This window comes from Clostridiales bacterium, from assembly GCA_018333995.1.
Classification (GTDB): Bacteria; Actinomycetota; Coriobacteriia; order Anaerosomatales; family SLCP01; genus JAGXSG01.
Window position 1 is genome coordinate 25,640 of the sequence record JAGXSG010000022.1, and the last position, 14,030, is coordinate 39,669.

Annotated in this window: 15 protein-coding genes; all 15 read left to right on the forward strand. The window is 62.0% G+C overall.

The window, feature by feature from the left end; genetic code table 11:
* Positions 1-19 precede the first annotated feature (19 nt).
* The 15 genes from KGZ40_06380 (at position 20) to KGZ40_06450 (ending at position 13,924) form a co-directional block, all read left to right on the forward strand.
* The gene (locus KGZ40_06380) at positions 20-259 is read left to right on the forward strand and encodes an acyl carrier protein (protein ID MBS3957136.1); all 240 of its coding nucleotides are present in this window, start codon (positions 20-22) and stop codon (positions 257-259) included.
* A gap of 139 nt (positions 260-398) precedes the next feature.
* Positions 399-1,355 (forward strand): nitronate monooxygenase, encoded by a 957-nt coding sequence (locus tag KGZ40_06385; GenBank protein ID MBS3957137.1) that lies wholly within the window; start codon positions 399-401, stop codon positions 1,353-1,355.
* Positions 1,352-2,581, forward strand: coding sequence for a beta-ketoacyl-ACP synthase II (gene fabF / locus KGZ40_06390; protein ID MBS3957138.1), 1,230 nt, complete (start codon positions 1,352-1,354; stop codon positions 2,579-2,581). The genes KGZ40_06385 and fabF overlap by 4 nt, the downstream gene beginning before the upstream one ends.
* Before the next feature lie 7 nt (positions 2,582-2,588).
* On the forward strand, positions 2,589-3,317 hold the full coding sequence (rnc, locus tag KGZ40_06395) for a ribonuclease III (GenBank protein ID MBS3957139.1): 729 nt from the start codon (positions 2,589-2,591) through the stop codon (positions 3,315-3,317).
* A 115-nt stretch (positions 3,318-3,432) separates the two neighbouring features.
* Complete coding sequence (gene smc, locus KGZ40_06400) at positions 3,433-6,999, forward strand: chromosome segregation protein SMC (GenBank protein MBS3957140.1); 3,567 nt, start codon at positions 3,433-3,435, stop codon at positions 6,997-6,999.
* On the forward strand, positions 6,980-7,897 hold the full coding sequence (gene ftsY / locus KGZ40_06405) for a signal recognition particle-docking protein FtsY (protein MBS3957141.1): 918 nt from the start codon (positions 6,980-6,982) through the stop codon (positions 7,895-7,897). The genes smc and ftsY overlap by 20 nt, the downstream gene beginning before the upstream one ends.
* Before the next feature lie 2 nt (positions 7,898-7,899).
* Positions 7,900-8,433: a signal peptidase I gene (gene lepB / locus KGZ40_06410; GenBank protein MBS3957142.1), complete on the forward strand. Its 534-nt coding sequence runs from the start codon at positions 7,900-7,902 to the stop codon at positions 8,431-8,433.
* Positions 8,434-8,523: 90 nt separating this feature from the next.
* On the forward strand, positions 8,524-9,879 hold the full coding sequence (gene ffh / locus KGZ40_06415; GenBank protein ID MBS3957143.1) for a signal recognition particle protein: 1,356 nt from the start codon (positions 8,524-8,526) through the stop codon (positions 9,877-9,879).
* A 124-nt stretch (positions 9,880-10,003) separates the two neighbouring features.
* Positions 10,004-10,420 carry a 30S ribosomal protein S16 gene (rpsP, locus tag KGZ40_06420; GenBank protein MBS3957144.1) on the forward strand — a complete coding sequence of 139 codons (417 nt, stop codon included), beginning with the start codon at positions 10,004-10,006 and terminating at the stop codon, positions 10,418-10,420.
* Positions 10,421-10,434: 14 nt separating this feature from the next.
* Positions 10,435-10,683, forward strand: coding sequence for a KH domain-containing protein (locus KGZ40_06425; GenBank protein ID MBS3957145.1), 249 nt, complete (start codon positions 10,435-10,437; stop codon positions 10,681-10,683).
* Positions 10,684-10,688: 5 nt separating this feature from the next.
* Entirely contained in the window at positions 10,689-11,207 is a 519-nt protein-coding gene (gene rimM, locus KGZ40_06430; protein MBS3957146.1) for a 16S rRNA processing protein RimM, read from the forward strand.
* Positions 11,208-11,210: 3 nt separating this feature from the next.
* Positions 11,211-11,951 (forward strand): tRNA (guanosine(37)-N1)-methyltransferase TrmD, encoded by a 741-nt coding sequence (gene trmD, locus KGZ40_06435; GenBank protein ID MBS3957147.1) that lies wholly within the window; start codon positions 11,211-11,213, stop codon positions 11,949-11,951.
* Positions 11,944-12,585: a signal peptidase I gene (lepB, locus tag KGZ40_06440; protein MBS3957148.1), complete on the forward strand. Its 642-nt coding sequence runs from the start codon at positions 11,944-11,946 to the stop codon at positions 12,583-12,585. Before trmD ends, lepB (KGZ40_06440) begins: the two co-directional genes overlap by 8 nt.
* Before the next feature lie 136 nt (positions 12,586-12,721).
* Positions 12,722-13,066 carry a 50S ribosomal protein L19 gene (rplS, locus tag KGZ40_06445; protein MBS3957149.1) on the forward strand — a complete coding sequence of 115 codons (345 nt, stop codon included), beginning with the start codon at positions 12,722-12,724 and terminating at the stop codon, positions 13,064-13,066.
* Positions 13,067-13,147: 81 nt separating this feature from the next.
* Positions 13,148-13,924 (forward strand): ribonuclease HII, encoded by a 777-nt coding sequence (locus KGZ40_06450; GenBank protein MBS3957150.1) that lies wholly within the window; start codon positions 13,148-13,150, stop codon positions 13,922-13,924.
* The last annotated feature ends 106 nt before the right edge of the window (positions 13,925-14,030 follow it).

The window sequence follows — 14,030 nt, forward strand, 5'->3', positions numbered from 1 at the left end:
GGGAGGAGGTGTTCAGTCAGTGGACAGAGATACCGTTTTAGAGAAGACGAGAGAAGTCATCGTCGATCAACTCAACGTCGACGAGTCCGACGTGTTCGAAGACGCGTCGTTCATCGACGACTTAGGTGCCGACTCTCTTGACTTGGTGGAGCTTGTGATGGCTCTGGAGTCAGAGTTTGGCGTCACCATTCCCGACGAGGATGTTGAAGCAATCAAGACCGTGGGCGATGCGGTGAAGTACGTAGTCGAAAACGCCTGATCTGATGCGCGCGATCATCTGTGCAGGGCTCCCTTCCGGCGCTGTGTGGCCGGGAGGGAGCGTCTCACCATTCACCAGGCGAACGCTCGCCATCTGACAAAGCCACCCGGCAGACAAGGAACTTACAGCATTGGCCAAGATGCCCACACTCACGATAGGTAACGTGACCTCACGTCTCCCCGTAATCCAGGGGGGGATGGCAGTTGGGATCTCGATGGCGCCGCTCGCCGCCGCGGTTGCCCAGGCCGGGGGCATCGGACTCATCGCCGGGTCTGGCCTGACACCCGATGAGCTTTCCAAAGAGATCCGGGCAGCACGGCGACTCACCGATGGTGTTGTCGGCGTGAACATCATGGTAGCCGTGAGCGTCTTTAAGGATCTCGTCGCCGCGGCGCTCGAATCGGGCGCCGACTTGCTCGTGTGCGGTGCGGGCTTCTCCAGAGATGTGTTCGCGTGGGCCGCTGAGGCAGGAGTGCCTGTCGTCCCGATTGTAGGCTCAGCCCGCGTAGCCACCTTGTCGCAGCGGTTCGGCGCGGCGTCGGTCATTGTGGAGGGCGTGGAAGCCGGTGGACACCTAGGCACCGATCGAGAGATGCTCGAACTGCTTCCTGAGATCGTGGCGGCGGTCGACATCCCCGTAATAGGCGCGGGCGGAGTTGTGACCGGAGCGGACATCAAGCGCACCATGGACGCAGGCGCCGCCGGGGTGCAGATGGGATCAAGATTTGCGGCCACGGTAGAGTCATCTGCGCCCGAGGCGTTCAAGCAGATGTACGTCAACGCCACAGACAGCGACGTGATCTTGGTGAAAAGCCCCGTCGGGCTACCTGGACGTGCGCTTGATAACCCGTTTTCCCGGCGTATCAACAACGGGGACTACCCGCCCATAGAGCGTTGCGTCTCGTGTCTGAAGAAGTGCGGTAGAGACTATTGCATCATCGATCGTCTTCTTGCGGCGCGCTACGGTGATGTCAAAGACGGGCTCGTATTTGCGGGATCATCTGTGGCGCGAATCCACGACATTTTGACCGTCGCGGAGCTCATGCACCGTCTCGAACAGGAGTGGAACGAAGCCGCCGGAGGAAAAGAGCTCTGATGAGAAGGGTAGCGATCACTGGAATTGGAGTGGTGTCCCCACTCGGTGCAAGTGTCGAGGCCTTTGCCGAAGGGCTCCTTGCAGGACGATCTGGAGCCGTCCCGATCACCACGTTTGACGTCTCGGCGTACACCACACGGTTCGCGTGCATGGTTCCCGATTTCGATCCCACTTTGGTCCTCGACTCCAAAGAGGCTCGTCGAATGTCACGGTTCCAGCAGTTCGCGATGGTCGCCGCGGCGGAGGCGATCGCAGACGCCGACCTGTCGCCTGAAGACTCCGACCCCGAGCGCGTCGGTGTGATAGTCGGATCGGGTATCGGCGGACTCATGACACTCGAGGAGCAGCACACAACGCTACTCGAACGTGGACCTGGCAAGGTGAGCCCGTTCCTCGTTCCGATGATGATCGTCGATCTCGCAGCGGGTCACATCTCGATCAAGTGGGGCGCCAAGGGCATCAACTACGCGCCTGTATCGGCGTGCTCCACCGGGAATCACGCGATCGGTGAAGCCGGCGAGGTTATTCGCCGCGGTGATGCCGATGTCGTGATCGCAGGCGGATTCGATTGCGGCGTCACGCCTCTCGGCCTCGCAGGCTTCTGCGCGGCCCGTGCGCTTTCGACGCGCAACGACGATCCGCCCTCCGCCTCCCGCCCGTTCGACGCGGGACGTGACGGATTCGTCATGGGCGAGGGCGGTGGCATCCTCATCCTTGAGGAGCTCGAACACGCTCGTGCACGGGGCGCTCGTGTCTACTGCGAACTTGTCGGTTACGGAGCGAGCGCCGACGCCCACCATATCACCGCGCCAGCGCCAGACGGTGACGGTGCTCGCCGAGCGATGCTCTCGGCGCTCAACCAAGCACACATGGCGCCCGCCGATGTCGGTTACATCAACGCCCATGGAACGTCGACGCAACTGGGCGATATCGCCGAAACCGGAGCGATCAAAGGGGTCTTTGGCCGAGCCGTGCCCCCCGTGTCGTCCACAAAGTCGATGACGGGTCATCTCCTGGGCGGTGCGGGAGCGCTTGAAGCTGTCGCGTGCGTTCTCGCGATCGACCGCGGCTTCCTGCCCCCCACGATCAACCTGCACGACCCCGATCCGCTGTGTGACCTCGACTACGTCCCGAATGAGGCTCGAACGCACTCAATCGACTCCGCTCTCAGTAACTCCTTCGGGTTTGGCGGCCACAACGCCACCGTGCTGTTCGCGCGGGGGTGATTTCCCCGTGACGGACACTGATGGCGCCCCGCCCAAAACGATGAGCAAGTCCCGCCTCGCGCAGGTGGAGCACACGATCGGATACCGCTTCTCCGATCGCCGCCTTCTCGCTCGCGCGTTCACTCACCCCTCACTTGACTCCGGCCCGCGAGGACGCGCTGACTACGAGCGGCTCGAGTTTCTCGGCGACGCAGTGCTCGGACTGATAGTGGCCGACGAGATCTATACTCGCCTTCCTGAGCTTGACGAGGGCACGATGACCAAACTCAAAGCTTCTGTCGTGTCACACTCCGCCCTGGTAGCGACCGCCCGCAGACTCGGCTTCGCGGAACGGATCGTCTTAGGACCCACTCACGCCCGTGACAGCGAGCGCGCGCTGCCCTCGGCGCTCGAGGACGTGTATGAAGCACTGGTCGCGGCTATTTACCTCGACGGAGGGCTCGACGCCGCCCGCCGTTTCGTTGTCGAAAGTATCGGCGACTCGATCACTCCCGAGGGCTTCGACGCGCTCACGATCGAGCATCCCAAGTCGAGACTGCAGGAGATCGCTCAGGCGCGTGGCACGGTTCCGGCCTACCACACCGTCGCCATAGACGGTCCGCCGCACGCCAGAACGTTCACCGCGGAAGTCACCCTTTTCGACCGTGTCCTCGGACGGGGAACCGGAAGATCGAAGCGAGACGCCGAGACCAACGCCGCAACCGCGGCTCTCGATCAGCTCAATACCCGCGGTTAGAAGGAGCCTCGCGCCAAGAAGAGGCACGCGCCGTATGGTAGAATCGCACGCGTTCGCCGCCTGATTCGAGCGCACGCGAACCGGTCGAAGAGCAACGATCCCGAGAGGCCCGCACGTGCACCTGCGTTCGCTCATATTGAAGGGATTCAAGTCCTTCGCCGATAAGACCTCGCTGGACTTCGAGCCTGGCGTCACGGTAGTCGTGGGACCAAACGGTTCGGGCAAGTCCAACATCTCCGACGCGGTCTTGTGGGTATTAGGAGAGCAGTCCGCAAAGACTCTTCGCGGCCAGGTGATGGAAGACGTCATCTTCGCGGGCTCATCGGCAAGACAACCGGTGGGAATCGCTGAGGTCGATCTCGTGCTCGACAACTCAGATGGCACACTGCCGCTCGAGTTCAACGAGGTCACAATCACGCGCCGCATGTACCGGAGCGGGGAGAGCGAGTACCTCATCAACCAAACTCCGTGCCGCCTCATGGACGTCCATGAGTTGTTGCACGACAGCGGTCTTGGCCGAGATACCCACTCGATCATCAGCCAGGGACGTCTTGACGAGGTCTTAAACTCGCGACCGGAAGACAGACGCGCGCTCATCGAGGAGGCGGCTGGCGTTCTTAAGCACAAGAAGCGCCGTGACCGGGCTCTTCGCAGACTCTCGGCGATGGACGCCCACGTCGAGCGCGCCCGTGATATCGCCGCTGAGATCGATCGCCAGCTCAAGCCCCTCAAGCGGCAAGCGGTCCAAGCGGCTCAGCACGCCGAGATCGCCGCTGAGCTTAAGGAGCTAGAGGTCGCGTACGCGGTCGACGGCTTGCGCTCCCTCAAGGCGGAGTGGTCCGCTCTCGATAAGCGCGAGCGCGAACAAGACGCCGAGATCGAGCTGACCAGATACCGCCTCTCAGAAAAGGAACGGGAACTTGAGAAATTCCAGTCGCTCCTTGAGGAGAAGGGGCTGTTCGTCGGCGACCTTTCAGAACAGCGCCGACGCCTCCAGTCGGTGCTCGAACGCATCAACTCCGGACTCCTGTTGCTGGAGGAGAAGGGGAAGAACCTCGTCGAGCGCCTTTCCGACCTGAGACAAAAACTCCACCAGGCTCAGAGCCGTGTGGCCGCCCGCTCCGGCGAGCTGGAAAATCTCACCGCATTGCGCATGGAGACCGACGCACAGCTTCGCGCCCACTACTCCACCCTTGGCGAGCTGCGCCGGGAGTCCGAGACCGCGCGCAAAGAACGCATGGCCGCTGACGAGAGCGTCGCCGCGGTCACCGCTGAGATTCGTCGCGCACGCAAGGAGCTAGAAGACGGACGGGCCGAGGTATCCGCCCTCGAACAAGCGTTATCTTCGCTGACCCTCGAACACAATCTGCTCACCGAACGCGCAGAAAGCATGGCCACTCAACAATCCGCACTGGTAGCGGCATTGTCAGCGCGCCGCACGCGCCTAGAGCACCTTGACGGCGAGCTCATCATGGCTCGCAAGCACCGCGCACTCGCCGAGGTCGATGTCGACAAGCGAGTACGGATCCTTGAGAGCCGCCGGAAGGACCTGGCCGCTCGCCGAGACTCCCTTGCGGCCGCTCGCGCTGAGATGCGGGCGTTAGAAGAGATAGACCGCGCGTTTGAGTCCGCATCCCCCGCGCTCGCATGGGCGCTCGCGAAAGGCCGCGAACTTGCCGGCGTGACTGGGACGCTCGCTGAGAGCGTGCGCACCGCCGAGCGGTACGAGATGGCTGTAGAACACCTTCTCGGCACGGACCTGTACGCCCTGCTCGTCGAAGACGTGGACGCCGCAGCCGTGATCGCCGAGGCCGCCCGAGGCGCCACAGACGGCGAACTTACCCTCGTGCCGGTGACCGCCCGCGCGAGCCGCGAGTACAGCGCGCCTCCGCACGGCAGCGTGCGACTCGTCGATCATATCGAATGCGATCCGCACGTCCGCAGCGCACTGAACGCGCTTCTCGGCGATGTGGTCATCACCGAGAGCATCGGGGACGCTGTCCGTCACGCCTCACGTGACACAGAGGGTCGCCGCTTCGCCACCGCAGACGGCGCGATCGTGTGGCCGAGCGGCAAGGTGACAGTCGGTCGCGTAATGTCGACCGACGGTGCGGGAGTGCTCACGCGCAAGCGTCGTATCTCAGAGCTTGAGGGTGACCTCGCGGGTCTGGAGATTTCGGTCGGCGATGCTGAAGCGCAGGTGTCCGGTGCCGAAGAGGCGCTCGCGGCGGCCCAACAAGACGCGCTCGAACTTGGCCAGAAGATTGCACACCTGGCTGGCGAGACAGACTCAGTCCGGGAAGACGCCGCGAGGCTCGAGACCCAGCTCACCACACTCGACGCCGAGATCCACGCAACTGAGAGCCGTTCCGCTGAGATTGCCCACCGTGCCGAGAAGGAAGCTCCATCACTCGCGACACTCCGGAACCGCCTTGGTGGCATGTCGATACTCATTGACGAGCTCGAGGAGCGTGCCGCAAGCGAGCGGGAACTTCGCGAGCGGCGGCTGAGGGACGAAAGTACAATCGGCGAGCGTCTCGCGACGTGCCAAGTCGACATCGCCACGACCTCGGAGCGGGAGATCCACCTCAAGCGGCAGATATCGGCGATCGGCGCGGAGCTCGCTGAGCTTGAACGCACCCTGGAGCAGTCGCAATCCGCCGAGGCCGCGCTCGAACTGCTGCGTGAACGGATCCAGCCGGTACACGACCTGTATTCGGCGCTCCTTGAGCGAGCCGAGCACTGGGCGTACAAGCTTCGCGACCGCGCCCACTTCGAACAGGCAGACTCCGAATCGTTGCGCTCCGCCGTCCGCGAGGTGCAAGAAGCGGTCCGTGATCTCCACTCGATGGTGGATACCAAGTCGCTTGCCATCGGCGAGATCAGGGTCGAAAAAGGGCGCCTCGAAGTTCAGGTGAACACTGCGGTCTCCCGGATCGTCGATGAGCTCAAGACCCCGATAGAACGCGCGCTTGAATCTGAGCCGCTCGTCGATCGTTCCGCTGCCGGGGACGCGCTGCACCGTCTCCGCAAACGGCTCGAAAACATGGGGCCCGTGAACCCGATAGCGACACACGAGTACGAAGCGCTTCAGTCGCGTCGCGAGAGCATGGCGGAACAGATCGATGACCTCACAGGAAGCCGTCAGGCTCTCCAGAAGGTCGCCGCGGCGATAGAGCGCAAGATACGCGAACGGTTCTTTGAGACGTTTGAACAGGTAGACTCGCACTTCCAGGAGGTCTTTGCGGTGTTGTTCCCGGGCGGTCACGCCTCGCTTTCGCTGACAGACCCAGACGATCCCGAGAGTACCGGCGTCGAGGTCATCGCCCAGCCACGTGGGAAGAAACTCGCTAAGATGTCGCTCATGAGCGGTGGGGAGAAGTCACTCACTGCCCTTGCGCTACTGTTCGCGGTGTACCGGACTCGTCCGTGCCCCTTCTACATCCTCGACGAAGTCGAAGCGGCCCTCGATGACACCAACCTGCGTCGCTTCATATCATTCATCGATACGATGCGCGACCATACCCAGTTCGTCATAGTGACCCACCAGCGACGCACCATGGAGATGGCAGACGTCCTCTACGGCGTGTCTATGCAGGCCGAGGGCGTCAGCAAACTAGTCAGTCAACGCCTCGACACCGCTTCAGGCAAGGAGTCCGCCGATGACCACGCCATGGTATAAGCGTATCTCGGAGGGGCTTACCAAGAGCCGCGAGCGCCTTGAGGGACAGATCAACATCATCCTCAACCGCGGCCCTGACGTGGACGAGGAGTTCTGGACCGATCTCGAAGACGCGCTCATCACCTCCGACATGGGCGTACTCGCCGTCACGGAAACCGTCCAACGTCTTCGAGACGCAGCCGCTCGGCTCGCCCTTCCTGACGCAAGCGCTGTCATAGATCACCTAGCCGAGGAACTCGCGCGTGAGGTCGACATCGTGGGCGGCCAAGACCCGCTTGACCTGTCTCCGGTGGTGGTTCTTGTGGTTGGCGTGAACGGCACGGGCAAGACAACCACTGTCGGTAAGCTCGCAAGAGAAGCTGTCGATAACGGACGGTCGGTCCTGTTGGGCTCGGGAGACACGTACCGTGCAGCCGCGGTCGAACAACTCGAGATATGGGCACGGCGTGCGGGCGTTCCCATGATCGGCCGCGCGAGGGGAGCAGACCCGGCGTCGGTCGCCTTCGACACGGTGAACGCCGCGAACGACAAACGCCCCGACCTCACGCTGATCGACACCGCGGGACGTCTTCATACCTCTCCTGATCTTATGCGCGAACTCCAGAAGGTGCACCGGGTCACCGTCCGGGAGAGCGAAGCTCCAGTTAGAGTAGTGCTTGTGATGGACGCAACTACCGGCCAGAACGGACTCGTCCAGGCGCGTGAGTTCAACGCCGCCCTCGATCTCGACGCGATCATCCTCACTAAACTTGACGGTACCGCGAAAGGCGGCATCGCGGTCGCCGCAGCCAGAGAGCTCGCAACTCCCATCATTCGAATTGGCGTCGGAGAGGGCGCGGACGATCTCAAGCCATTCGTTGCGATGGAGTACGCGCGAGCGCTCATCGGAAAGGGATAGTCGTGTTTGGCCCTCCCGGACGCGGCGATCGCATCGCCCGGCGCATCATCGTCCCGCTTCTGATCGTCTTCATCCTAGTGACCGCCGTCTTTAACGTGTGGTTTGACCAGACGTTTGTCGACGGAGATTCTATGGAACCCACCTTGCGCCACGGAGATCGCGTCCTTGTGACCAAGGCGTATGACACCCCGCGCCGGGGGGACGTTGTGCTCGTCCTGGCGCGCCCGCGCGGCGGCGGACCGGAGCGAGAATTCTTAAAGCGCGTAGTCGCGATAGAGGGGGACACGATTGCCGTGGTGCGAGGCGTGGCGATCGTCAATGGAGCCCAGGAGCCGGGGGAGTACGCCACGCTGCTCTCTCAAGACGACATTACGACCCGCGAGATAAAGGTCCCCGCCGGCACGGTGTTCACGCTTGGGGATAACCGTCCCATATCCTACGACAGCCGGTTTTACGGTCCGGCTCCGATCGAGGCGGTTCTAGGCAGGGTCATTGCGATCTGGGCGCCCATCGGCAGGATAGGTCGTGTTGACTGAATCTCCGCTCCACCTTAGCCTGGGCGGACGCCGCCGGGCGCAGACGATTAATCACCCCACCCGAGCTCGCTTGAAAGGTAGCGCGACACCATGTTTCAGAACCTGAGCGACCGGCTCCAGTCCATCTTCGCGAACCTTTCTAGCAGAGGCCGCCTCACCGAGTCCGATGTCGACGCCGCGATGCGGGAGATTCGCGTTGCGCTACTCGAAGCCGACGTGAACCTCATGGTGGTCAAATCGTTTATCTCCGCCATCCGGGAACGAGCGATCGGCGCCGAGGTGACAGCGTCGCTCACGCCGGGCCAGGTGGTTGTGAGAATCGTGCTCGAAGAACTCACCACACTTCTTGGCGGAGGTGGTGCGAAGCTCACGCTGACCGGAAGGATTCCCGCGATCGTCATGGTGGTAGGTCTGCAGGGCTCAGGCAAGACCACGGCCAGCGCCAAGCTCGCGAACCTCCTGCGCAAGCAGGGGCGTCGTCCGATGCTCGTTGCGTGTGACGTCTACCGGCCCGCAGCCATCGATCAGCTTGAAGCTCTTGGACGTGAGCTCGAGATCCCCGTGTACCGTGGTGAAGGCAGCGATCCCGTCGAGATCGCCGCGCTCGGCGTCAAGGCGGCGGTAGAACACTTGAGGGATGTCGTCATCGTGGACACAGCGGGAAGACTCCACGTCGACGAAGAAATGATGGCTGAGGTCGCTCGGATACGTGACACGATCCGACCTGATCAGATACTCATGGTCGTCGATGCGATGACAGGTCAAGATGCGGTTCTTGCCGCGAGCGCGTTCGCAGAGCGGATCGCCTTCGATGGAGTGATCATCTCAAAGCTTGACGGTGACGCTCGGGGTGGAGCGGCGCTGTCGGTCAAGAAGGTGACAGGCAAGCCCATCATGTTCGCGAGCGCCGGCGAGAAACTTGACGCGCTTGAGCAATTCCACCCTGATCGCATGGCCAAGCGAATTCTTGGCATGGGCGACGTGGTGACCCTCATTGAAAAGGCCCAAGAGAACATTGACGCCGAGGAGGCCGCGAACCTCGAACATCGCCTGAGGACCTCGCAGTTCACGTTCGACGACTTCCTCGCGCAACTTCGCCAGGTCAAGAAGATGGGCGGTCTCGAAAGTCTTCTCAACATGATGCCTGGCGTCGGCAAGCTCAAAGGACTCGCTGACACTGAGATCGATGAGCGCGGACTTGACCGGACCGCGGCCATTATCCATTCGATGTCTGCCAAAGAGCGCGCTAATCCCAGGATCATCAACGGGTCACGCCGGGAACGGATCGCAAAGGGCGCCGGCGTGCTAGTCACCGATGTGAACCAGCTATTGAAACAGTTCGAGCAGACCCGCAAGCTGATGAAGCAGTTTGGTGTTGCCCCCGGGGGAAAGGGTCGCCGCAAAGGGCGGTTCAAATTGCCTCCGGGCATGAACCCGCCATTCTGATGTCTCTCACGTCAGAACCGGAATGGGATTCTTCTTTGACCCGGCTCGGGGTATGCAATATCATAAGCAGTCGCTTTGTGTTCCCGTGGTTCGCGCATGCGGCCACCCTATCCGGAGGTGAACGTTGGCAGTCAAGATCCGCCTTGCGCGCGCAGGTGCGAAGAAGGCCCCCTTCTACCGCATCGTCGCTGCTGATTCCCGCTCTCCGCGCGACGGCCGGTTCCTAGAGATCCTCGGCCGATACAACCCGCGCACCGAACCAAGCTTCATCGATCTCGACATCGAGCGCACCGAAGCGTGGGTCGCGAAGGGCGCGCAGATGACCGAGACTGTTGAAAAGCTCTACAAGATCGCTAAGAGCCCCGAGGCACACGCTCCCGTCAAGGATGAGAAGTTGTCCAAGAAGGCCCAGGCCAAAGCCTTAGCCGAGTCAGAAGCCGCTGCTAAAGCCGCTGAGGAGCAAGCGCAGGTGCCAGACGCTGCCGCGACCGAAGGCGAAGCGAGTGACGCGCCATCCGCCGCTGACGCCAAGTCCGAGTAGGGCGGTCGATGCGCATGTCCCCCTCGGCTGACCCGGAGGCCCTGGTACGCTACCTCGTGACCTCTCTTGTGGACGACGTCGACGCTGTCGTCATAGCGAAGAAGATCTCTGGCACGTCGACAACGTACGAGGTATCAGTCAACCCCGATGACGTCGGTAAGGTGATCGGACGACAGGGCAGGATCATCAAAGCGATTCGCACCCTGGTCAGGGCCGCCGCTAGTGTCGACGGTGCTCACGTCGACGTGGAGGTCTTGGGGTAACGGGCATGTGCGACACCCCATTCGTCCCCGTCGCTCGCGTCGTCAGGGTCCACGGTACCCGGGGGGAGCTTTCAGTAGCACCGCTTGGCAAATGGCCCGTCGAATCGCTGCTGGGCACGGAGGTATGGTTCGTGCCGCCAGCGTCCGGTCCGCGATACGGCGCCATCGAAGCGATACGCCCCGGTCCAAAGGGCCCGCTTGTCAAGGTGTCCGGGATCAGCGACCGCTCGACGGCCGAGGCGCTACGTGGCCGCACTCTTGTCGCCCGTCCGGAGCAACTGCCGGCGGGATTTTCAGAACCGCCGCTCGATTTGGTGGGGTTCTCCGTCTTCGATGAGAAGCGCGGACTCTTAGGCGTAGTCACCGGGATCATCCATACCGGTGCTAATGATGTGTGGGTGGTTGCGGGCGAGAGGTATGGCGAAGTCCTGCTCCCCGTAATCACAGACGTGGTGCTTGAAGTTCGCCCCGACTTACGCTCGGCGCGAGTCCGTCTGCTCGAAGGTCTGATTGACGAGGGCTGAATTGTGGTCATCGACATCATCACCATCTTCCCGGAGATGTTCGATTCCCCGATGTCCGCATCGATGATCGGAATCGCCCGTGACCGCGGGCACCTTGACTTACGCGTCCACGATCTTCGTGATTACGCTTTCGACCGGCACCGCTCCACCGATGACTATCCGTATGGCGGCGGTCCGGGCATGGTCATGAAGCCCGAGCCCCTCTTCGCCGCTGTTCACGCGGTTGAATCCATGCCGCCCGGAGACGGGACCATCGTGTTCTTGACCCCGGGAGGGACGCCGTTTAACCAGGAAATCGCGCTCGGCCTGTCCACACGCAAACGTCTGATTCTCGTATGTGGCAGGTACGAAGGGTTCGATGAGCGCGCACTCTCACTTGCCGGTATGGCGCTGTCCATAGGCGATTATGTGACCACCGGAGGGGAACTGCCCGCGATGGTCGTTGTCGACGCCGTCACACGCCTTTTGCCAGGCGTTCTAGGCGACGAATCGTCCATCACAGACGAGTCGTTCTCTCACGGACTGTTAGAGTATCCTCAATACACCCGTCCCGAGGTGTTCGAAGGGATGAGCGTGCCCGGCGTGCTGCTCAGCGGCGATCACGCGAAAATCGCCCGTTTTCGCAGGGAGCAGGCGATAATACGAACCGCGCGAGTCCGGCCCGACCTCATTGAGTCCGCACGGCTGACTGACGACGAACGCCGCCTCGCCGAGGCGGCTCGAAAGGAGAGTAGCAGTGAGTGACGTGGAGCCGGTACGCGGTGCGTCGCCGGATGCGCGAGGGGACGCTGTTCCTGGCGCGGACGGTCACGTGCCGCAAGCCCCCATCACCGTTGAAGGGCAGCAGACCAAGAGTCCGAGTTTTGTGCGCTGGCTACTGGAGACCGCGATCATGGTCGCCCTCGCGTTCCTCTTGGCGCAGGGCATCAAGACCTTTGTCGTACAGCCCTTCGTCATACCCACAGGCTCCATGGAACCCACGATCATGTCGGGAGATCGTGTCCTGGCCGAGAAGATCACCTACCGGTTCCGAAATGTGCAACCGGGCGACATCGTTGTGTTCGACGATCCTACCGGACGCCATCCGCAACTCATCAAGCGAGTGATAGCCGTAAGCGGCCAGACGCTCGACATCAATAATGGAAAGGTGTACGTGGACGGTGAGCGTCTCGATGAGCCGTACCTCGATGGAGTGACCACCGAGCCGGGCAACCTCTTGATGCCCGTGACGCTCGCCGACAACGAGTACTGGCTGATGGGGGACAACCGGCCCAACAGCGGGGACAGCCGCTTCATGGGGCCTGTCGACCGGGAGTTCATCCAGGGCAGAGGATTCGCGATCTACTGGCCGCTCGACAGAATCGGCCCACTTCGATAGCGTGTCGGCTCACCACGAATCGGCGAGCCTATACCAACTGGACGTGTTGCATCGGCATCTATGCGCCGCTATAGTACACACTTGCGCCTGGGGCGCGCCTGGTAGACAGAGATAGACGAACCGTAAGGGAATTCCGATGAACATCATCCGAGCGATCGAGCAGCAACAAATTCGAGACGACCTGCCCGAGTTTCAGGTCGGTGACAATGTCAAAGTGCACTACCGCGTAGTGGAAGGCACCCGTGAGCGCGTCCAGGTCTTCCAGGGCGTCGTGATCCGGCGTCACGGTTCGAGTAACCGCGAGACGTTCACCGTTCGAAAGATTTCCTTCAGTGTGGGTGTCGAGCGCACGTTTCCCGTCCACTCGCCAAAGATCATGCAGGTCGAAATTGTCGGCCGGGGCAAGGTTCGCCGCTCGAAGCTGTATTTCCTTCGAGATAAGATCGGCAAAGCCGCCCGGCTCAAGGAGAAGGCGTACTGATCGCGATGTGATCACGAGTTTCACAAAACGGCCCCGGATTACCGGGGCCGTTTTGTCTCGGCCCTGACGAAGGGGTGCGGTGTGCGGATCGGTGTAACCGAGTGCAAGGCATTGCTTGCGGCCGCCCGCGGTCAAGAGCTGGAAGCTCTCATCGAGGAGTTCGCTAGCGATCCTCGGATAAGTGTGAAGCGGCATGTCGAGGCTGCTCGGCGGCGCCGCGATTCCCAGATGCGCGAGCGAGCCCGTCTGCACGCCCTTGGCCAACTCGAGCGCTCGCTACGAGACCAAGGCTTCACCGCTGTGGCGGGAGTCGATGAGGTCGGCCGGGGCGCCCTTGCTGGACCAGTCACGGTCGCGGCCGTCATCCTTCCTCCGAACGTGATCATCGATGGACTCGATGACTCCAAGGCGCTTGATCCCCGAGTGAGGGAGCGCGTCGCCACAGACGTCAGCAAGGTCGCGGTGAGTCTTTGTGTCACTCATGTAGCAGCACACGTGATCGACGCGCTCGGAATCACTGTAGCGATCCGCCGTGGCATCGAGCGCGCTTTGGCGGCGCTCGAGCCCGCTCCAGATCACGCGTTGACCGATGGACACGCCTTCGGCCTCGACCTTGCCGAGACAAACGTGTTTAAGGGCGACTCCAAGGTTGCCGCTATCGCCGCCGCGTCGATTGTCGCCAAAGTCGCCCGCGACCAAGTCATGCAACGACTCGAACAGGTGTATCCGGAGTGGGAACTTGGGGTCAACAAGGGTTACGGAACACCGGGGCACCTTGCGGCGATCCGCTCCTGCGGGGTTACGCCCGTTCATCGCCGCTCCTTCGCACCGTGCTCACGTGACTTGACCCTCTTTTAGACTCCAGGACGCCACGCATCCCGCCGCCAAGAAAGCACCATCTTTCGGCGCATCGGTATCGAACCTCAGGACTTCTCGGTCAGACCATGGATAGAAATGGTTTGAC

What these genes read in the sequence shown, in the direction of transcription:
- KGZ40_06385 (MBS3957137.1), top strand. Translation starts at nt 399, where the DNA reads ATGCCCACACTCACGATAGGTAACGTGACCTCACGTCTCCCCGTAATC.
- rplS (MBS3957149.1), top strand. Translation starts at nt 12,722, where the DNA reads ATGAACATCATCCGAGCGATCGAGCAGCAACAAATTCGAGACGACCTG.
- KGZ40_06425 (MBS3957145.1), top strand. Translation starts at nt 10,435, where the DNA reads ATGTCCCCCTCGGCTGACCCGGAGGCCCTGGTACGCTACCTCGTGACC.
- ffh (MBS3957143.1), top strand. Translation starts at nt 8,524, where the DNA reads ATGTTTCAGAACCTGAGCGACCGGCTCCAGTCCATCTTCGCGAACCTT.
- rimM (MBS3957146.1), top strand. Translation starts at nt 10,689, where the DNA reads ATGTGCGACACCCCATTCGTCCCCGTCGCTCGCGTCGTCAGGGTCCAC.
- ftsY (MBS3957141.1), top strand. Translation starts at nt 6,980, where the DNA reads ATGACCACGCCATGGTATAAGCGTATCTCGGAGGGGCTTACCAAGAGC.